Annotated in this window: 18 protein-coding genes; 6 read left to right on the top strand and 12 right to left on the bottom strand. The window is 68.3% G+C overall.

Annotated elements, in window-relative coordinates; translation table 11 throughout:
- Window positions 1-3 precede the first annotated feature (3 nt).
- The 6 genes from gap to KO481_RS41350 form a co-directional block, all read right to left on the bottom strand.
- Window positions 4-1,023 (bottom strand): type I glyceraldehyde-3-phosphate dehydrogenase, encoded by a 1,020-nt coding sequence (gap, locus tag KO481_RS41325; RefSeq protein ID WP_215924026.1) that lies wholly within the window; start codon window positions 1,021-1,023, stop codon window positions 4-6.
- 412 nt (window positions 1,024-1,435) lie between these two features.
- The gene (gene whiA, locus KO481_RS41330) at window positions 1,436-2,413 is read right to left on the bottom strand and encodes a DNA-binding protein WhiA (protein WP_215924045.1); all 978 of its coding nucleotides are present in this window, start codon (window positions 2,411-2,413) and stop codon (window positions 1,436-1,438) included.
- Window positions 2,410-3,456, bottom strand: coding sequence for a gluconeogenesis factor YvcK family protein (locus tag KO481_RS41335; protein WP_215924027.1), 1,047 nt, complete (start codon window positions 3,454-3,456; stop codon window positions 2,410-2,412). Before KO481_RS41335 ends, whiA begins: the two co-directional genes overlap by 4 nt.
- Complete coding sequence (rapZ, locus tag KO481_RS41340; RefSeq protein WP_215924028.1) at window positions 3,453-4,379, bottom strand: RNase adapter RapZ; 927 nt, start codon at window positions 4,377-4,379, stop codon at window positions 3,453-3,455. Before rapZ ends, KO481_RS41335 begins: the two co-directional genes overlap by 4 nt.
- A gap of 129 nt (window positions 4,380-4,508) precedes the next feature.
- The gene (gene uvrC, locus KO481_RS41345) at window positions 4,509-6,716 is read right to left on the bottom strand and encodes an excinuclease ABC subunit UvrC (protein WP_215924029.1); all 2,208 of its coding nucleotides are present in this window, start codon (window positions 6,714-6,716) and stop codon (window positions 4,509-4,511) included.
- Window positions 6,717-6,760: 44 nt separating this feature from the next.
- Window positions 6,761-7,630, bottom strand: a complete 870-nt coding sequence (locus KO481_RS41350; protein ID WP_245402262.1) for a LysR family transcriptional regulator — start codon at window positions 7,628-7,630, stop codon at window positions 6,761-6,763.
- 77 nt (window positions 7,631-7,707) lie between these two features.
- On the opposite strand from KO481_RS41350, the gene KO481_RS41355 reads away from it, so the two are divergent.
- Complete coding sequence (locus KO481_RS41355; protein WP_215924030.1) at window positions 7,708-8,727, top strand: bile acid:sodium symporter family protein; 1,020 nt, start codon at window positions 7,708-7,710, stop codon at window positions 8,725-8,727.
- Between the two features lie 42 nt (window positions 8,728-8,769).
- Entirely contained in the window at window positions 8,770-9,210 is a 441-nt protein-coding gene (locus tag KO481_RS41360) for a PaaI family thioesterase (RefSeq protein WP_215924031.1), read from the top strand.
- 55 nt (window positions 9,211-9,265) lie between these two features.
- On the opposite strand, the gene KO481_RS41365 is transcribed toward KO481_RS41360, so the two are convergent.
- From KO481_RS41365 to KO481_RS41375, 3 genes are all read right to left on the bottom strand, one after another.
- Window positions 9,266-9,424, bottom strand: a complete 159-nt coding sequence (locus KO481_RS41365; RefSeq protein WP_215924032.1) for a hypothetical protein — start codon at window positions 9,422-9,424, stop codon at window positions 9,266-9,268.
- 157 nt (window positions 9,425-9,581) lie between these two features.
- A complete protein-coding gene (locus KO481_RS41370) occupies window positions 9,582-11,531 on the bottom strand; it encodes a CocE/NonD family hydrolase (RefSeq protein WP_215924033.1) in 1,950 nt (649 codons plus the stop codon).
- A gap of 202 nt (window positions 11,532-11,733) precedes the next feature.
- Entirely contained in the window at window positions 11,734-12,963 is a 1,230-nt protein-coding gene (locus tag KO481_RS41375; RefSeq protein WP_215924034.1) for a winged helix-turn-helix domain-containing protein, read from the bottom strand.
- A gap of 142 nt (window positions 12,964-13,105) precedes the next feature.
- On the opposite strand from KO481_RS41375, the gene KO481_RS41380 reads away from it, so the two are divergent.
- Both KO481_RS41380 and KO481_RS41385 read left to right on the top strand, forming a co-directional pair.
- Complete coding sequence (locus tag KO481_RS41380; protein WP_215924035.1) at window positions 13,106-14,776, top strand: FAD-binding dehydrogenase; 1,671 nt, start codon at window positions 13,106-13,108, stop codon at window positions 14,774-14,776.
- Window positions 14,777-14,799: 23 nt separating this feature from the next.
- Window positions 14,800-15,504, top strand: a complete 705-nt coding sequence (locus KO481_RS41385) for a haloacid dehalogenase type II (RefSeq protein WP_215924036.1) — start codon at window positions 14,800-14,802, stop codon at window positions 15,502-15,504.
- A gap of 3 nt (window positions 15,505-15,507) precedes the next feature.
- Here KO481_RS41385 and KO481_RS41390 read toward each other — a convergent pair whose 3' ends face one another.
- Window positions 15,508-16,191, bottom strand: a complete 684-nt coding sequence (locus KO481_RS41390; RefSeq protein ID WP_215924037.1) for an HAD family hydrolase — start codon at window positions 16,189-16,191, stop codon at window positions 15,508-15,510.
- A 97-nt stretch (window positions 16,192-16,288) separates the two neighbouring features.
- Here KO481_RS41390 and KO481_RS41395 point away from each other — a divergent pair, with 97 nt between their 5' ends.
- Window positions 16,289-17,089, top strand: coding sequence for an ABC transporter ATP-binding protein (locus KO481_RS41395; RefSeq protein WP_215924038.1), 801 nt, complete (start codon window positions 16,289-16,291; stop codon window positions 17,087-17,089).
- A gap of 108 nt (window positions 17,090-17,197) precedes the next feature.
- Entirely contained in the window at window positions 17,198-17,593 is a 396-nt protein-coding gene (locus KO481_RS41400) for a DUF3291 domain-containing protein (RefSeq protein ID WP_215924039.1), read from the top strand.
- Window positions 17,594-17,606: 13 nt separating this feature from the next.
- Here KO481_RS41400 and KO481_RS41405 read toward each other — a convergent pair whose 3' ends face one another.
- Together KO481_RS41405 and KO481_RS41410 are read right to left on the bottom strand one after the other, a co-directional pair.
- Entirely contained in the window at window positions 17,607-19,076 is a 1,470-nt protein-coding gene (locus tag KO481_RS41405; RefSeq protein WP_215924040.1) for an amino acid permease, read from the bottom strand.
- Window positions 19,077-19,226: 150 nt separating this feature from the next.
- Complete coding sequence (locus KO481_RS41410) at window positions 19,227-19,742, bottom strand: DUF4333 domain-containing protein (RefSeq protein ID WP_215921053.1); 516 nt, start codon at window positions 19,740-19,742, stop codon at window positions 19,227-19,229.
- Window positions 19,743-19,992: the final 250 nt, after the last annotated feature.

The following is a 19,992-nucleotide window of genomic DNA, read 5'->3' on the forward strand; positions in this document are numbered from 1 at the left end:
CGATTAGAGCGACTTGCCGACGAGGCCGATGAGATCGGCAAGGCGGTTGGAGTAGCCCCACTCGTTGTCGTACCAGGAGTAGACCTTCACCTGATCGTCGATGACCTTGGTCAGCGGGGCGTCGAAGATCGACGAGTGCGGGTCGGTGACGATGTCGCTGGACACGATCGGGTCGACGTTGTACTTCAGGATGCCCTTCAGCGGGCCCTCGGCGGCGGCCTTGAACGCCGCGTTGATCTCCTCGACCGTCGCCTTCTTGGCCAGGTCCGCGGTCAGGTCGGTGATCGAGCCGGTGGGGACCGGGACGCGCAGCGAGTAGCCGTCCAGCTTGCCGTTCAGCTCGGGCAGCACCAGGCCGATGGCCTTGGCGGCGCCGGTGCCGGTCGGCACGATGTTCAGCGCGGCGGCGCGCGCACGGCGCAGATCCTTGTGCGGGCCGTCCTGGAGGTTCTGGTCCTGGGTGTACGCGTGGATCGTGGTCATCAGGCCCTTGACGATGCCGAACTCGTCGTTGAGGACCTTGGCCAGCGGGCCCAGGCAGTTCGTGGTGCACGAGGCATTGGAGATGATGTTCTGGCTGCCGTCGTACTTGTCGTCGTTGACGCCCATCACGATGGTGATGTCCTCGTCCTTGGCGGGCGCGGAGATGATCACCTTCTTGGCGCCGGCGGCGAGGTGGCCCTTCGCCTTGGCGCCATCGGTGAAGATGCCGGTCGATTCCACGACCACATCCACGCCCAGGTCGCCCCACGGCAGCGCCGACGGGCCCTCCTTGATCGCCAGCGCCTTGATGCGCTGATCGCCGACCACGATGGTGTCGTCGCCGTCGAGCGAGACATCCTGGGGCAGGCGACCCAAGACCGAGTCGTACTTGAGCAGGGTCGCCAGCGTGGCATTGTCGGTGAGATCGTTCACCGCCACGATCTCGATGTCCGTGGTGCCGAGCGCCTTCTGCGCCTCGACCGCCCTGAAGAAGTTACGTCCGATACGGCCGAAGCCGTTGATCCCTACCCGGACAGTCACGTTATCGCTCCTCAGCTTTCCCGCGGATTCATTTTCCGTTGCCAGTCCACCCTAATGCCCTGCCATTACGTCACAGACAGGCCCCTGGTCGCGGTGAGGTCCGTTGGGTACCATCCCGCCTGCGCGCAGCCCAGCAGATCCTCGGGCGCAACCCCGTCGCCCCAGGGGTACAACATGATCTATCGCCACAAACTACCCGAATCGGGCGCCGCACGCCACACCAAAGTTACCGTGGCGCAAGGCAATTCACGCCGCACCTACCGGTCGGTCGCATTCTCCCGATCGCCGCCCGAGTGGCCGGACGTGCAATCGCCGCAGCGCGGAAACTCGTGCTGCGGCGATTGCCGGGTCGACCGGATCGGGACGAGCGGCTCGCGTCAGCGGGGGCTGACGCCAAGTGCCACCCGCGACCTCACGCGTCCTCGAGCAGTTCGGCGGTGACCGCGGATTCGGTGTCGGGGATACCCAGCTCCTTGGCCCGCCGGTCCGCCATCGACAGCAGGCGGCGGATGCGACCCGCGACAGCGTCTTTGGTCATCGGCGGATCGGCGAGCTGCCCCAGCTCCTCGAGCGAGGCCTGCCGATGCTCCACCCGCAGCTTGCCCGCGGCGGCCAGATGATCGGGCACGTCGTCGCCCAGGATCTCCAGCGCGCGCTCGACCCGGGCGGCCGCGGCGACCGCGGCGCGCGCGGAACGGCGCAGGTTGGCATCGTCGAAATTGGCCAGCCGGTTGGCCGTGGCCCGGACCTCGCGGCGCATCCGCCGCTCCTCCCAGGTCAGCCGCGTGTCCTGGGCGCCCATCCGGGTGAGCAGCGCGCCGATTGCCTCGCCGTCGCGAACCACCACGCGGTCGGTGCCGCGTACCTCGCGAGCCTTGGCGGAGATACCCATCCGCCGGGCCGCACCGACCAGGGCCAGCGCGGCCTCGGGGCCCGGGCAGCTGACCTCGAGCGCGGAGGAGCGGCCCGGCTCGGTGAGCGAGCCATGCGCGAGGAAGGCGCCGCGCCACGCCGCCTCGGCATCGGCGATGCTGCCTCCGACGACCTGGGCGGGCAGGCCGCGCACGGGGCGCCCGCGCACGTCCAGCAGGCCGGTCTGGCGCGCCAGCGCCTCGCCCTCCTTGGACACCCGCACCACGTACCGCGAGGTCTTGCGCAACCCGCCGGCGCCCAGCACATGCACGTCGGAGCCGTAGCCGTACAGCTCGAATATCTCCCGGCGGAGGCGGCGCGCGATGGAACCCATGTCCACCTCGGCCTCGACGATCACCCGGCCACCGACGATGTGCAGACCGCCCGCGAACCGGAGTAGCGCCGACAGTTCCGCCTTGCGAGATGAGACCTGCGAGACGGACAGACGGCTCAACTCGTCCTTCACCTCGGCTGTCATCGCCACGAGACCCGCTCCTTTCCACCCAACGCGGACCGCACATCCTGGCCCATGTGCCGTCCTTCGACTCGAAGTCCTGCTGATTCCGGCCGTGGCAGCCGGATCATCTGATCCAGTGCGGCGGCTAGCTTTCCGGGGTGGTGCCGGTCCGTTCCAGCCTCGGCAACATCAGCGAAGGTTACTCGCGCACGCAGCTGTTCGGCAGCTCTTGCTACATGTTCGCGTTCCCTACCCTCGGGTACCGACCCCGAATCCACCACCACGTGGTCCACCGCGAAATCCGGTGCGTGCTGGGACAATACATGCAAGTGACGCTCGGCGGAGAATCCGGCCGTCTCCCCGGGCTCGGCGGCCAGGTTGAGCACCAGGATTTTTCGGGCACGGGTGTGCACCAGCGCCTCGTGCAGACCCGGCACCAGCACGTGCGGAATCACGCTGGTGAACCACGATCCGGGGCCCAGCACCACGACGTCGGCGTGTTCGATGGCCGAGGTCGCCTCCGGGCTCGCGGGCGGATCCTGCGGTATCAGGCGCACCCGGCGCACCTTGCCCGGCGTGGTCGCGACGGCCACCTGCCCGCGGATGCACCGGCTCACCCGGGGATCGGCCTCCAGGCCCGAGACGTCGGCCTCGATGGTCAGCGCGGCCGGGGACATCGGCAGCACCCGCCCGGTGCAGTGCAGCATCTCGCCCGCCGCGTCCAGCGCGGCCACCGGATCGCCGATCACCTCGGTCAGCGCGGCCAGGATGAGATTACCCGCCGAATGCCCGGCCAGGGCGCCCGTGCCGCCGAAGCGGTGCTGCATCGCACGGGCCCACAGCCCGTCGGTCTCCTGCGCCAGCGCCGCCAGCGCCATCCGCAGATCGCCCGGCGGCAGCATGCCCAGCTCGGCACGCAGCCGCCCGGACGAGCCACCGTCGTCGGCCACCGTCACCACCGCCGCGATATTCGAGGTGAGCCGGCGCGCCGCGGTCAGCGTCGCATAGAGCCCGTGCCCGCCGCCCAGGGCGACCAGTGCCGGACCCTGCCCGTCCGCACTCATTCGCGCCCCAGATCCCGGTGCACCACGCGAACGACACCGACCTCGTCGCCCGCTTCTCCCAATGCCTCTCCCAGCGCCTCTGCCACTGCCACGCTGCGGTGCTTACCGCCCGTGCAGCCCACTGCCACGGTCATGTAACGCTTCCCCTCTTGGCGGTACCCGTCGGTCGTCAGATCTATCAGGTGGCGGCAGGTCCGCAGATAGTCCTGCGCGCCCGGCCGGGACAGCACGTACTCGCTGACCACCGCGTCCTGTCCCGTGTGCTCACGTAATTGCGGTACCCAATGTGGGTTGGGCAGGAAACGCAAATCCAACACCATATCGGCGTCGAGTGGAACTCCGTACTTGAAACCGAACGACTGGATTGTGACCTGCAGCGCGGCCGGCGCGCCGCCGCCGTAGGCCTCCTCCAGCTTGCGATGCAGCTGGTGCACCGACAGCGCGGTGGTATCGATCACCAGGTCGGCCGCGGTTTTCACCGAGTCGAGCCGGGAGCGCTCGGCCGCGATGCCGGCCGAGAGGGTGCCGTCGGCGCTCTCGCTCTGCAGCGGGTGGCGACGGCGCGCGAATCCGAAGCGGCGAATCAGCACGTCGTCGGATGCCTCGAGGAACAGGATCCGAGTGCGCACTCCCGCGGCCCGCAACTGATCGGCGACCGCCGAGAGGTTGCCGGTGAAGAAGCGGCTGCGCACATCCATCACCAGAGCCAGCTGCCGGATCGGCGGATCGGCGGAGACGCCCAGCTCGATCATCCGCTCGATCATCTCGGGCGGCAGATTGTCCAGGACGTACCAGCCGAGATCCTCGAGCACCCGGGCGGCCGTGCCGCGGCCCGCACCCGAGAGCCCCGTGACGATGACCACCTCGACGCGCCGGGTCGCAAGCGCATCGGCCCCGCTGCCGTTCGATTCCACGCTGGTCATGTCCTACCGGATCCGTTGCTGACTGTCATGCGATCATCCTGCCCTTCGGGACTGCTCGGTGCCGGACACGCAGGGCGGCCGACACCGAGACGTAACCGTGCCACATCGGATTCATGCGGGCGCACCAGCTCACTCGCCGCGCAGGGCCGCGAGCACCGCCTTCGCCGTCGCCACCCCGATCCCCGGGACGGCCGTGATCTCTTCCACCGTAGCCTGTTCGAGTCGGGCGACCGACCCGAAGTGCGTGACCAGCGCGGTGCGCCGCGTCTCTCCCAGGCCGGGCACGGAGTCCAGCGCTGAGGCGGTCATCCGGCGGGAGCGCTTGCTGCGATGGAAGGTGATCGCGAAGCGATGCGCCTCGTCACGAACCCGCTGCAACAGGTAAAGCGACTCGCTGTTGCGCGGCATGATCACCGGGTCCGGCTCGCCGGGCACCCACACCTCCTCGAGGCGTTTGGCCAACCCGATGACCGCGACGTCGGTGATGCCCAGCTCGTCCAGGACCTCCGCGGCCGCCGCGACCTGCGGCGCGCCGCCGTCGACGACGTACAGATTGGGCGGATAGGAGAACTTGCGGGGCTTGCCCGTCTTCGGGTCGATGCCCGGAGTCGGATTGTCCTCCGCCTCGGCGATCTCCTGGTCGCGGCGCAGTCGCTGGAACCGGCGGCGGGTCACCTCGGCGATGCTGCCCACGTCGTCGGAGCGGCCCTCGCCGGCGGCCTCCTTGATCGCGTAGTGCCGGTACTCGGACTTCCGTGCGAGCCCGTCTTCGAACACCACCAGCGAGGCCACCACATCGGTGCCCTGCACATGGCTGATGTCCACGCATTCGATCCGCAGCGGTGCGGTGTCCAGGTCCAGCGCCTCCTGGATGCCTTGCAGCGCAGCCGATCTCGCGGTCAGATCGCCCGCGCGCTTGAGCTTGTGCTGGGCCAGCGCCTCGGCCGCATTGCGCTGCACGGTCTCCATCAGCGCCTTCTTGTCCCCACGCTGCGGCACCCGCAGGTGCACGGCCGAGCCGCGCAGGTCGGTGAGCCAGGCCTGCACCTGCTCCGCGTCACCGGGCAGGGCGGGAACCAGCACCTCCCGCGGCACCACGGCCGCCGAGGTATCGGCGTCGGACTGCTCGGCGAACGCGGCCTGCTCGCCGTAGAACTGCATGAGGAACTGCTCGACCAGCGCTGCAAGTTCGCGCTCCGCGGATTCCGGCGCCGCCGCCTCGGAATCCCGGCCCGCGCTGGAATCCGGCCCCGCGCCGGAATCCCGCCCGGCGGCGGAATCCAGTCCGGCAGCGGAATCCGGCATGGAGACATCGGCTGCGGCGGCCGCGGCCAGCGCCGCCGCCTGGGCATTGCGCTCCGCATCCGAAGTCTCCGCGGCGCGATCGGCTGTGCTCCCGGCGGGGGCGTCGGCCTGCGCCGATTCGGGCGATCCCGAGCCGACCAGATCGACCGCGTCGCCGGACTTGTCCACCACCCAGCCACGCTGACCGCGCACCCGGCCGTCACGCACGTGGAAGATCTGCACCGCGGCTTCGAGCTCGTCGGTGGCGAAGGCGACCACGTCGGCATCGGTGCCGGTGCCCAGCACCACGGCCTGCTTCTCCAGGGCGCGGCGCAGCGCCTGCACGTCGTCGCGCAGGCGTGCGGCGGTCTCGAAGTCCAATTCCTCTGCCGCGGCGTGCATCCGGCGTTCCAGATCGCGGACCATGCGATCGGTCTTGCCCGCCAGGAAGTCGCAGAAGTCCTCGGCGATGCGGCGGTGCTCGGCGGCGCTGACCCGGTCGATGCACGGCGCGGAGCACTTGTCGATATATCCGAGCAGGCAGGGGCGGCCGATCTGCCCGTGCCGCTTGAACACTCCCGCGGAACAGGTGCGCATCGGGAAGACCCGCAGCAGCAGATCGACCGTCTCCCGGATGGCCCAGGCGTGCGCGTACGGCCCGAAGTACCGCACGCCCTTCTTGCGCGCGCCACGGTAGACGAACACCCGCGGATACTCCTCGTTCATGCTCACCGCGAGCATGGGGTAGGTCTTGTCGTCGCGATAGCGGACGTTGAAGCGCGGATCGAATTCCTTGATCCAGTTGTATTCCAGCTGAAGGGCTTCCACCTCGGTGGACACCACGGTCCACTCGACGGACGCGGCGGTGGTGACCATCTGCCGGGTGCGCGGATGCAGGGCGGCGATATCGGCGAAGTATGAATTCAACCGGCTGCGCAGGCTCTTGGCCTTGCCGACGTAGATGACCTGTCCGAACGAATCCCGGAATTTGTACACCCCGGGCTCGACGGGGATGGTGCCCGCCGCCGGTCGGTACGTCGCTGGATCTGCCACGTCACCAGACTAACGACCAGCACCGACAGGAAATCCGGCTGTCCTCACCCCAGCTGCCGCATCCGGCCCTGATGCGCCCGGCGCGCGCCCGCGGTGATCGCCTCGCACAGCGCGCGCTCGGGCTCGGACAGCCGGCTGCGGCGGCGCAGCAGCACGAATTCCAGCTGGCCCACCTCGGGCAGCCGCTCGTCCTCGACGGCGAAAAGCCCGGCGGGAAGCAGGCTTTCGGCGTGCACGATCACCCCCAGACCCGCGAGCACCGCCGCGCGCAACCCGAGCTGGCTGTCGCTGGTGCACGCGATGCGCCAGGTGCGGCCATGCAGTTCGAGGGCCTCGAGCGCGGCCTGACGGGTCATGCTCGGCGGCGGATAGGTCACCAGCGGCACCGGATCGGTGAAACCCGTTGCGCCCGAACGCCCCGCCCACACCAGCCGGTCGCGCCACAGCAGTTCCCCGTGCCGCTCCCCCGGCCGCCGCTTGCCGACCATCAGATCGAGCTCCCCGGCCGCCATGCGGGTCTTGAGATTCTCGCTCAACCCGACGGTCAGCTCGAGGTCCACGCCCGGATGGCTGCGCTGGAATTCCAGCAGCACGTCCGGCAGCTCGCGGCCCATCACGTCGTCCGAGGCGCCGAGGCGGATCAGGCCGGTCAGCCGCGAGTCGGAGAAATACCGTTCGGCCTGCGTCTGCGCGTCGAGGACGGCGCGGGCGAATCCGACCATCGCCGCGCCGTCGGCGGTCAGGGCCAGATTCCGCGTGTCGCGGCGGAACAGCTCCCGGCCCGCCGCCCGCTCGAGCCGGGCGATATGGCCGCTCACGGTGGATTGCCGCAGGCCCAGGATGCGCCCCGCGGCCGTGAAGCCGCCCGCCCGCTCGACGGCCAGGAAGGTGCGCAGCTGGTCCGGATCGAACATATTGATCACGATACGCGTTCGAATATATCGGATCCAACGTCTTTTGCGATCAGTAACCGGGATCGTATCGTTGTCCTGTGAAATTGTTAGCCAAACTCCGCATCGACGGCTTCATGCTCGGCATCCTGGCCAGCGTCGTGATCGCCGCCGTGCTGCCCGCGCGGGGCGAGGCCGCCCATGTCCTGGACTGGGCCACCAAGATCGCGATCGGAATCCTGTTCCTGCTCTACGGCGCCAGGCTGAAGCCGCACGAGGCGCTCGACGGGCTCAGGCACTGGCGGCTGCACTCGATCGTGCTCGCCGTCACCTTCTTGGTGTTCCCGCTGATCGGGCTGGCGCTGCGCATTCTGGTGCCCTCGGTGCTCACCGACGATCTCTACACCGGCGTGCTGTACCTGTGCCTGCTGCCCTCGACGGTGCAGTCCTCGATCGCGTTCACCTCGATCGCCAAGGGCAATGTGGCCGGCGCGGTGGTCAGCGCGTCGCTGTCCAATCTGATCGGCGTGTTCGTCACCCCGCTGCTGGTGATGCTGCTGATGAACACGACCGGCCAGGCCACGGTGTCGATGAGTTCCATCGTGGCGATCGTCGTGCAGGTGCTGCTGCCGTTCCTGGCCGGTCAACTGCTGCGCACCCGGATGCAGGCGCTGATGAAGCACGCCACCGTCACCAAGACCGTGGACCGGGGGTCGGTCTACCTGGTGGTGTACACGGCGTTCAGCGACGGCATGGTCGAGCACATCTGGCGCGGCATCTCACCGCTGTCGCTGATCGCGGTCGTCGTGGTGTGCAGCACGGTGCTGGCCTTCGTGCTGGCGCTGACGACCACGATCGGCAGGATGCTGCACTTCAACCGCGGCGACCGCATCGTGATGATCTTCTGCGGTTCGAAGAAGAGCCTGGCCAGCGGGCTGCCGATGGCGACGGTGCTGTTCGCGGGCCACGCGGTCGGGCTGATCGTGCTGCCGCTCATGATCTTCCACCAGATCCAGCTCTATGTGTGCGCCTGGCTGTCGGGCCGCTGGGGCCGCCAGGCCGAGGAGGCCGCGGCGCGCGAGGCCGCCGGGAGCGAACCCGTTGCGACCGAGGCCTCCTGAGCACAAGATCGTCAGTGACGGACTGCACGAGGAGCTTTGCAGATGACGGACGTGACGGAATCCCTGAGCACCGCCGGGGAGGCGCGGCTGCGCGAGAGCATCGGCCGCCAGACCCTGCTGACGACGCTGGGAATCACCATCGGCAGCCTCGCCCCGGGCCGCGTCGTCCTGCACCTGCCGTTCAGCCGGGACATCTGCCAGCAGAACGGATTCGTCCATGCGGGCGCCATCACCACGGTCGCCGATTCGGCCTGCGGCTATGCCGCGCTGTCCCTGCAGCCGCCCGATCGAGACGTCCTCACCGTGGAATTCAAGGTCAACCTCATGAGTCCCGCTGTGGGACAGGATTTCCGGGCGACGGCAACCGTGGTGCGATCCGGACGGAATCTCACCGTGTGCACCGCCGAGGTCGTCTCCGATGCCGACCTGTCGCGCCCGATCGCCCTCATGCAGGCCACACTCATGGCGGTCTCCCCCACCTGATCGGCTCGCACCGAGCTCGAACAGCCTTCGGCCGCAGCGGCTTCGGGCATCCGGCCTAGGAAGCGGCGATCCTGCCCAACAGCGTGCACGCGCGGGCAATCGTGTCCTGATCCTCGGGGCTGAGCGCGGCGAGCTGGGCGTCCAGCCAGGCGCTGCGTTGACCGCGCGCGGCCCGGGCCAGCTCGGCGCCTTCGGGAGTGGTGCTGAACAGCACCTTCCGGCGTGGAGACGGGCTGGTGGCCGGCATGGCCGATCGCGACGTCGAGGGAGTGCGGCGGCTTGCGGCGTCTTCTGGTCCGGCCGGGCGAGCGCGAACGCACCGCGCCGCCACCGCGCGAAACATCCCCGGCCGAGCCTTCGCCGAGCACCTGCTATTTCGTTGTGTCCATGGGGAATTCGCTGGACTCGCTGCCGCCCGCGGGGATGATCGGCAGCACCACCGAGGACGGGTGGGCGGGGTCGTGCAGGATGGTCTGGGTCGCGATCTGGGTGTCGGCGCTCTGACCGAAGGGCTGGCCGGTGTTGGGGTTGGGTGCGAATTGGGGGTAGTCGCTGCTGGAGATCTCCAGGCGGATCCGCGATCCCGCCTTGACCAGGTAGCTCGTGGGCCAGATCTTGATCGTGTACTGGTAGGGCTGGCCAGGGACGGTGGGGGCCGGGCTTTCCAACGAGTCACGGAAGGGGGTGCGGATGATGCCGTCGTTGAGATTCATCGTGGAGCCGTCGGGGGCGACGGCGACCAGTTTTGCCGTGAAATCGGTGTCGGGCGCGGTGGAGGAGGCCCACAGCTTCACCTCGGTGGGGCCGGTGAGTTCGGTGTCCGAAGGCATCGGCGCGGTGGTGTAGGTGAGCACGTCGGAGCGCTGTTCGACGACATATTGATCGTAGGGGCCCTGCGGGCCCTGCGATGCGCCGCAGCAGGAATGGCCCCCGGCGCTGGGCACCGGATCCAGCGGGTTATAGTCGTAGACGTCCGGCTGCTGCGGATCCTTCGGCGGCGCCGCGGTGAGGGCGCCGGCGCGTCCGCTCTCGCCGTTGCCACCGTTACCGGACAGGTAGTACGTGGTCCAGCGGGTGTTCGGCAGCGGCCAGGCCGTGGCCGTCTTCCACTTGTTCGCGCCCATCAGGAAGTAGTCGACCGTCGGGTGTCCGGCGACCTTGTTGTCCCGCCCCTTCAGGAAGTGGTCGTACCAGGCCAGCATCAGATCGTTGACCGGGCTGCTGCCGTTCGGATCGGCCATGTTGTCGAGCATCGGTGCGGATACGTCGGCGCCCGGGCGACCCCAGCCGACGTGGTCCCACGGGCCGATCACGATGCGCTGACCGTCGCGAGCCTCGGGAGTGCCGCCGTGCTGCACCATGCCGCTGAAATTCTCGGTGCCGCCCGCCAGGAACGCGTCGTACCAGCCCTCGAAGTCCAGGACCGGAACCTTCACGTTCGCGTACTTGTCGCGAATGCTCCACTGCTTCCAGTAGTCGTCGCGGGTGGGATGGTCGATCCAGTCGTAGAACCAGGGCGCCACGGCCGGATCGCCCGGGTGGAAGGGCGGGAACTGCTGGTACGGGCGGAATCCCATCCAGCGGGTGTACTGCGCCGCATCGGCCTCCAACTGCTTGGCCGTCGCGGTGTCGCCGCGGTTGACCGCCGCGGTCGCCCCGATCGTGCCCATCGCCCACGGCTCGACGAAGGCCAGCCGGAATTCGCCGCCCTCGTAGGTCCAGCCGTCGTAGTAGTCCGAGGCGGTGTTCGACGGCACGATGGTGACCAGGTGCGGTGGCGCCGTGACCGCCGAAAGCCATTGCGTGGCACCCACATACGAGGAGCCATACATGCCGACCTTGCCGTTCGAGCCCGGCAGCTTCGCGGCCCATTCCACCGAGTCGTAGCCGTCGTTCTGGTCGTTGGCGAATTCGGTGAACGTACCGCCCGAGGCGCCCTGCCCCCGGATATCCTGCACCACAACGAGATAGCAGTGCGAGGCGAACCAATCCGGGGCCTGGAAGCGAGAGGGCTGGATTTGCGCCGACGATTTGCCGTACTGGGTGCGCATCAGGATCACCGGCACGGGATCCGAAGTCTGCGGCCGATACACATCGGCCTTCAACACCACGCCGTCGCGCATGGTCGCCGGGACGTTCTCCTGTTTGGACACCCCGCAACTACCGCGCCCCTGGGCGGGCGGCCACGCCCCCGGCGCCGCGGGCCCGGAGGCGGACGGACCACTCGCCGATCCCCCGCACCCACTCAGGACCAGTATCGCGGCGGCAACAATCGCACCCGCCCGGACAATCCGATTGCGCCGCTGGCGATTCCACGACATCACTCGACGGTAACACCGCGCCATCGGCGACATGATCACATTCGGAAGTTTCGGACAGCCGCGGATCATCGGCACACCTCGCAGTCCTCGCCGCCCATCCGGCCGGCACGCGCTCGGCGGCCGGCGAGCTCGACCCGATCACCGCGCCGTCGCCCGGTCGACCATCCGATTCCGAACCGTCCGGCGACCACATGGCGCGGACTCATCGTCCGCCCCGCACTGCGTTGCGTAGTGCGCCCGCGAGATCACCGCGCTCGCCGATCTCCACCGCATCCAGTTCGAGCCAATCGGCCAGCTCGCGCAACGACCGTGCGAGTTCGGCCGCGACGTACGCGCTGTCCCAGCCGGGCTCGGCGAACGCACCCGGAACCAGCAACCGCCCCGCGGGCCGCTCGGCGCGCAGATCCACCCGCGCCACCAGTTCGCCGTCGAGCAGGAAGGCGAACACGTAATAGCCGTGCACCCGTTTGTGTTCGGGGGTGTAGATCTCGATGCGGTAGTGGAAGTCGAAGATCCGCTCGGTGCGCGACCGGAAGAAGATCAGCGGATCGAACGGGCACAGCAGCGCGGCACCGGTGATCCGCCGCGGGGTGCGCGCCCCGGCGCTCAGATATGCGGGCCTGTCCCAGCCGTCGACCTGCACCGGCTCGAGCTCGCCCGCGTCGAGCAGGTCGGCGATCGCGGGCTCGGTCTGCCGGCGGTGCAGGCGGTAGTAGTCGCGCAGATCCGGTTCGGTGGCGATGCCCAGGGCGGTGGCCGACCGGCGGACCAGCTCGCGCACGGCGTCGGGCTCGGAGACCTGGCGCGCGAGCACCTGCGGGGGCAGCACCCGCTCGGTCAGGTCGTAGTGCCGCTGGAAGCCGACCCGCCTGTCCACCGACAACTCGCCGATGGCGAACAGCTGCTCGCATATCACCTTGGTGTCGCTGTAGTTCCAGCCCCAATGATCCTTGTTGCGCGGGCGGTCCAGCTCGAGATGCCGCTCGACCTGCGCGGCGGTGCAGGGGCCGAATTCGCCGATCACCTCGAGCACATCCTTGGGCAGTGCGGGATTCCGCTCGAGCACCGCCCGGGCACCGCCCCAGCGGCCGTTGCGGTACTGCGCCATCCGCCAGCGAAACAGCGGCCAGTCCTCGACCGGAACGACCGCGGCCTCGTGCGCCCAATACTCCACCAGACGGCGCGGGCGGCGGGCGCTGTGACTCCATGCCGCCTCGTCGAGCAGCTCGCGATCATAGGCGCCGATCCGGCTGAACACCGGCGCGTAGTGCGCCCGCACCACGGCCGACACCGAATCCAGTTGTAGCAGCTGCGTTTTCTCCCACACCCGCCCGATTGCGCGACGGGTGGGCGCCGCCCCCGAACGCGGGGCCCCGAACCCCTGCGCGGCGAGGGCCGTCCGGCGGGCCGCGGCTGCTGTCATGGTGCGCACGACAGCACCCTGCCATGTGGTACCGACAAGTTCGCCGGGTCCTGGTTCACCGCCGTCGGATCTGATACGTTGAACGCCATCCGATACATTCGTGTATCGAAATTCGGACAGCGTCAGCGCCCACCGTCGCGAAGGAGTTCTCATGGCACCGTCACAGCAGCCGGATGCGATCGTCGTCGGAGCGGGACTGGCGGGACTGGTCGCCACCTACGAGCTCACCCGCGCCGGTCACCGGGTGCTGGTCCTGGACCAGGAGAATCGCAACAACCTCGGCGGGCAGGCCTTCTGGTCGCTGGGCGGATTGTTCTTCGTCGACAGTCCCGAGCAGCGCCGCATGGGCATCAAGGACTCCTTCGAGCTGGCCTGGCAGGACTGGCAGGGCTCGGCCGGATTCGATCGCGAGGACCAGGACCTGTGGGGCCGTCGGTGGGCGCGCGCCTACGTGGAGTTCGCCGCCACCCAGAAGCGGCAGTACCTCCACGATCTCGGCCTCCGGGTGACGCCGCTGGTCGGCTGGGCCGAGCGCGGCGGTTCGGCCGCCGACGGGCACGGCAATTCGGTCCCCCGCTTCCACCTCACCTGGGGCACCGGACCGGAGGTCGTGCGCGTGTTTCTCGAGCCCGTGCTCGCGGCGGAGCAGCGCGGCCTGGTCGAATTCGCCTTCCGGCACCGGGTCGACGAGCTGATCGTGCAGGACGGTGCGGTGGTCGGCGCCCGGGGCAGCGTGCTCGAGCCCACCGATCTCGACCGCGGCAAGGCGTCGTCGCGAGAAGTGGTTGGCGACTTCGAATTCCGCGCTCCGGCGGTGTTGGTCTCCTCCGGGGGCATCGGTCACAACCACGAGCTGATCCGCAAGAACTGGCCGACCGAGCGCATGGGTCCGTGCCCGCAGACGATGATCTCGGGCGTCCCGGCCCACGTGGACGGGCGCATGCTCGGGATCACCGAGTCCGCGGGCGGGCGCATCGTGAACCGGGATCGCATGTGGCACTACACCGAAGGCCTGCACAACTGGGATCCGATCTGGCCCGACCATGCCATCCGGATCATTCCCGGCCCGTCCTCGATGTGGTTCGACGCGAACGGAAAGCGGCTGGCCGCACCGAATTTCCCCGGATTCGACACCAACGCCTCGATGCGGGCGATCCTGGCCACCGGCTACGACTACTCGTGGTTCGTGCTGAATCAGACGATCGTCGAGAAGGAGTTCATGCTCTCGGGCTCCGAGCAGAACCCCGACATCACCGGCAAGGACCTGAAGTTCACGCTGCGGAGCCGGGTCGCCAAGGGCCCGTCGGGCCCGGTCGGCGCCTTCCTGAAGCACGGCGTGGACTTCGTGACCGCGAGCACCCTGCCGGAGCTGATCGCGGGCATGAACAAGCTCTCCCGCGGCCCCGAGCTCGACCTCGCCGAGATCGAGCGCCAGATCGTCGCGCGCGACCGCGAGGTGGCCAACAAGTTCAGCAAGGACGCGCAGCTGATGGCCATCGGCAACGCCCGGCGCGCCCTCGGCGACAAGATCGCACGCGTGGCCTCCCCGCACCGCATCCTCGACCCCGCACACGGCCCGCTCATCGGCGTCCGGCTCAACATCCTCACCCGAAAGACCCTGGGCGGCATCCAGACCAACCTGGACTCGCAGGTGATCGGCCCGGAGGGCGAGCCGATCACCGGGCTCTACGCGGCCGGTGAGGTGGCCGGATTCGGCGGCGGCGGCGTGCACGGCTACAACGCGCTCGAGGGGACCTTCCTCGGCGGCTGCATCTTCTCCGGGCGGGCGGCCGGACGCGCCCTGGCGCGGTCCGCGCGGTAAGCCCGGCGCAGTACCATCGCCCCATGATCGACCGGCCGCAGGCGCTCCTGTTCGATGTCCAAGGCACCGCAACGGATTTCCACGCCACGATTACTCGAGCATGCACGCGTATCCTGGGTGCGCGATACCCGGAGCAGGACTGGCCGGGATTCGTGAACGACTGGCGCGCAGCATATTTCGACCGCACTCGGGCGAACAATGCCTCCGACACCTGGATCAGCGTCGCCTCGGTCTATCGCGCCGCCCTGGACGACCTGCTGGACCGGCGGCGGCTGGATCTCGATCCGGCCGCGCGGCACGAACTCGCCTCGCAGTGGAAATTCCTGGACCCCTGGCCCGATGCGGTCCCCGGCCTGACCCGGCTGCGCACCCGTTACACGCTCGCCACCCTGTCCAACGCCGATGTCGATGCGGTGGTGAGCATCACGCGACATTGCGACTTCCCGTGGCACGCCGTATTCGCCGCCGAGATGGCCGGCGCCTTCAAGCCCGATCCCCGCGCCTATCGCATGGCCGCGGGCTATCTGGGCCTGGAGCCGTCGCGAATCATGATGGTGGCCAGCCACAAGTACGACATCCGCGCCGCTGCCGAGCTCGGCTTTCGGACCGCATTCATCGCCAGGCCACTGGAATTCGGCGATCCCGCGCTGGCCGATGCCGAGTTCAGCGACGAATTCGATATCAACGCACGGGATTTCCTGGACCTGGCCGATCAGCTCGGCTGCTGAGGCTCAGGGCAGCTCGTGGGCCGCGAGCGCATCCAACAGCCCGGTGCGACGCTCGGCCGTCGGCGCCGGGTCGACATGGGCGAACGCGCACCCCAGTACCGTTGCCGCGCCGTCGTTCTCGATGCTGTCGCCGACCATCAGGGCCCGCTCGGCCGGCACGCTCAGCCGGTCCAGGGTCCACTCGAAGATCGGCGGATCGGGCTTGACCACGCCGAGTTCGAAGGACAGGGCGTACACATCGATGTACCGATCCCAGCCGTGCGCGACGAAGGCCGGGCGGATATCGAAGGGGATGTTGCTGACCACGGCCACCTGAATCCCGTTGCCCGACAAGGCCTCGAGCACCTTGCCGGTATCGGGATAGGGCACCCATTCCCGCGGATCCACCATGCGCCGGTACAGCCGCCCGGCCGGGGCGGGATCCACGCCACTCTGGCGCAGCACCTCGGCGTACACCTCCCGATGCTTGGCGGGATCCAGATCGCGCCGCTCCCAGGCATCCTGGTGATGGGCATCGAAGGTCGCGGCCTGATGCACGGGCACAGTCATACGATGCAGCACCTCGGCCGATTCGGCCGCGTCGAACGGCCGCCCGTCGGCGTGGACGAGGTCCGCAGCCCAGCTCTCGTCGGCCTCGAGCCGGAACAACGTACCGGAGAAATCGAAAAGTACCGCTTGGAAGCTCACCAGGACAGCCTAACCGCCCGCATCCCCGGCCCCCCAAAGTCGTCCCATGACTCAGATCACCTATCAGCTTGTCTGAGGAGTTTGTTACCGTGGGCGCATGGTCGAGTCCCCCATCCTCCAGGTCACCGCCGTGGATTTCGTCCGTGGCGGCAGCGCGATCCTGTCCGAGGTGTCGCTGACGGTCCGCCCCGGTGAGCACTGGGCGCTACTGGGCCCCAACGGCGCGGGCAAGACCACGCTGCTGAGGATGGCCGGGGCGTACGAGCACCCGACCCGCGGCGCGGTCGAGGTGCTGGGCCGGCGCCTGGGCCGGGTGGACATGCGCGAGCTGCGCACCGCGATCGGTCACGTGGATCCGCGCCACACGCTGCCGTACCCGTTGCGCGTGCACGAGGTTGTGCTCACCGGCCTGACCAACACCGCCGATCTGCAGCAGCGCTGGACCCCGACCGCCGCCCAGCTTGCCGAGGCCGACCGGCTGATCGAGCTGCTGGGCGTGGCCCATCGCCGGGCGGCGCGCTGGCCCACGTTGTCCCAGGGCGAGCGCGGCCGCGCCCTCATCGCCCGCGCGCTGATGCCCAATCCCCGGCTCCTACTGCTCGACGAGCCCGCCACAGGCCTGGACGTCGCCGGCCGCGAACAGCTCATCGACCGGATCGATCGCTTGCAGGCAGCTCATCCCGAGCTCGCCTCGGTGCTGGTCACCCATCATCTCGAGGAGCTGCCGCCGGGCACGACGCACGCCATGCTGTTGCGCGAGGGGCGCTGCGTCGCGACGGGCCCGGTCGGCGATGTGCTCACCAGCGAGAACATCAGCGCCTGCTTCGACCACCCGATCCGACTGAGCCGGACCGACGGCCGCTGGCAGGTACGCAGCGACCGGACCGTGCACGCCTAACGGCCCGCACCGGGACCAGCTCCCCATCTTGCCATTGACAAGATAGGGAGGACGTGCGATGTTTGCAGGGCAACGCCAACCCTGCGCCCCTCGTCGAAGGTCCGGATCATGCCCACAGTGCCCTGGATAACCGTCAACCCGCCCACCGACTCGCAGGTTCAGGTGATGGCCTCCCGCCTGGAGGTGAAGTCACTGCACCAGGTGCCCGGATTCTTCCTGGCGTCGCTGTCCCTGCTCAAACAGGCGCGCAATTCCCCTGGCGCGCTGGGCGTTACGCTCAAGGCCGAGCTGCTGCGGCGCACCTTCTGGACCCTGTCGGCCTGGTCCGACCGGGAGGCGCTGTCCGCCTATGCGGGCTCGGAGCCGCACAAATCGACCATCGCCCGCAAGCGAAAGGTCATGCGCGAGTCCACCTTCACCTTCTGGATGGCACCGGCCACGGAGCTACCGATCGAGTGGTCCGACGCGCAACGGCGGCTGGCCGCCGAGCGCGCCGGATCCTGATCTCGGCCCGGAGCTATTTTTCGCCGTCGACGGGAATGTTGGCCACCACGGGGAATTCGCCGGTGTACCCCTCGCGCTGATGAGCGATGGCCAGCACCCGTTTCCGGACGACGAACCAGCCGATGATCAGCAGCGGAACGATGATCGCCAGGCTCGCGACGGTCCAGGTGCCGACCGGATAGTCGAAGCCCATCAGCACCAGCACGACGAACAGGAAGATCAGCGTCGCGATGCCCGTGTAGGGCGCACCGAACATCCGGAACGCCGGGCGCTCCATCCGACCGACCCGCCACAGCCGCCACAGCTTCAGCTGGCACAGCACGATCGTCGCCCAGGAGGAGAGGATCCCGAGCGAAGCCACGTTCAGCACGATCTCGAAGGCCTGCGAGGGCACGAGGTAGTTGAGCCAGATGCCGAACAGCGCAATCACACTGGTCAGCAGAATGCCGCCGAAGGGCACGCCGCGACGGTTCATCCAGCCGGTGAAGGTGGGCGCGCTGCCGTTCATGGACATCGAGCGCAGGATGCGCCCGGTCGAATACAGACCGGCGTTCAGGCTCGAGAACGCGGCGGTCAGCACCACGAAGTTCATCACCGAACCCGCATGCGGCACACCCAGTTTGGAGAAGAAGGTGACGAAGGGGCTCTCACCCGCCGAGTAGGCGGTGTAGGGCAGCAGCAACCCCAGCAGCACCAGCGAACCGATGTAGAACAGCCCGATACGCAGGATCACCGAATTGATCGCGCGCGGCATGATCTTCTCGGGATTCTCCGTCTCACCCGCGGCGGTACCCACCAATTCGACCGCGGCGTAGGCGAAGACGACGCCCGAGGTCACGGTGACCAGGGGCAGCACCCCGGTCGGGAACAGGCCGTGCGCGTGACTGAGCACGCTCAACCCCGTGCTGTGTCCCTGGATCGTGAACCGGCCGCCCAGGAAAACCGCGCCGACCAGCAGGAAGCCCACCAGCGCGACGACCTTGATCAGGGCGGCCCAGAACTCCAGCTCGCCGAACCACTTCACCGAGACCAGGTTGACGCCCAACACCAGCACCAGCGCGATCAGCGCCAAGATCCACTGCGCGACCGGTTGGAACACGCCCCAGTAGTGCAGATACGTGGCGATCGCGGTGGTATCCACGATGCCCGTCATCGACCAGTTCAGGAAGTACATCCACCCGGCGACGAACGCGGCCTTCTCGCCGAAGAACTCGCGGGCGTAGGACACGAACGATCCGGACGAGGGCCGGTGCAGCACCAGCTCGCCGAGCGCCCGCAGGATGAAGAAGACGAATACACCACAGACGCCGTAGACCAGGAACAGGCCCGGTCCGGCATTGGCCAGCCGCCCGCCGGCGCCGAGAAACAGTCCCGTGCCGATCGCGCCGCCGATGGCGATCATCTGTAGCTGACGCGGTTTGAGGCTCTTGTGGTAGCCACTGTCTTCCGCGCCGAGGAATTCCTTGTCCCGTACTCGGGTCATGTGACGGTTCAATCCTTCGCTGTGGTTTTGTCGAAGGCAGAGGTTACCTGGCCGATAGCGGTGGGGCGCACATCGACCTCGGATCCGGCACTTACCGCATGATCATACTGGTAGTGGCGTCAGAACTCGCTTGGACGGAAGTAGCTGACCCTATTGGCCGATGTTGACTGTGTACGAGTACTTCTCGCCCGCCACGGCGGACACCTGGAAGGTCACCGGCACACTCTTGCCGCCGACCTCGTTCACCGTGCACTTGCGGGTGCTGTCGACCGCAAGCTTCTGCAGGCCCTTGCAGTCGATCGAGGCCACATCGTTCTGGGAATAGGTCCGATACGTCTGGGTGATCTTGGCCTTGGCATCGTCGATGGTCACCACCGGGGCGTCGAACGCCGCCTCCACGTCCGGAATGCCGCCCTCGATCTTGGCGACCCGCACCGTGATCGGCCACGCCGCGCCCGACCCGTCGCTCGCCGTACATTTGACGCTCGCGCCGACCGCGGTGGCGGGCGTGCCGGCACAGGACGGGTTCGCCGGAGTCTCCGCGGCATCCTTGGTGAACAGCCGCGCGATCGCCGCCTGGGCGTCCTTGTCGGTGACCTGCGAATGCCCCGAGGACGAGCAGCCGAGGACAACCAGAATCGGCAGCAGAAGCAGCAGACGACGCATACGCGGAATCCCTTCGAGACAGCATGGCCGCCAGTGGGCTCGCGGCCGAATCACACAGAGCTATCACGGCATAACGGACAGTTCCACCGCACGGTCCCACAATGTGACTCAGGTCACTTGTCTTGATGGCAAGGGGGTCGCCTTGTCCGGCGCCACATTTCATGCAGAACACTACGGCGGGGTGGGTCCGTGGACCCACCCCGCCGTTGTCCGGCAAGAACCTAGTCGCCGTCGACCGGAATGTTCGCCA

This window comes from Nocardia albiluteola (assembly GCF_018860155.1).
Classification (GTDB): Bacteria; Actinomycetota; Actinomycetes; order Mycobacteriales; family Mycobacteriaceae; genus Nocardia; species Nocardia albiluteola.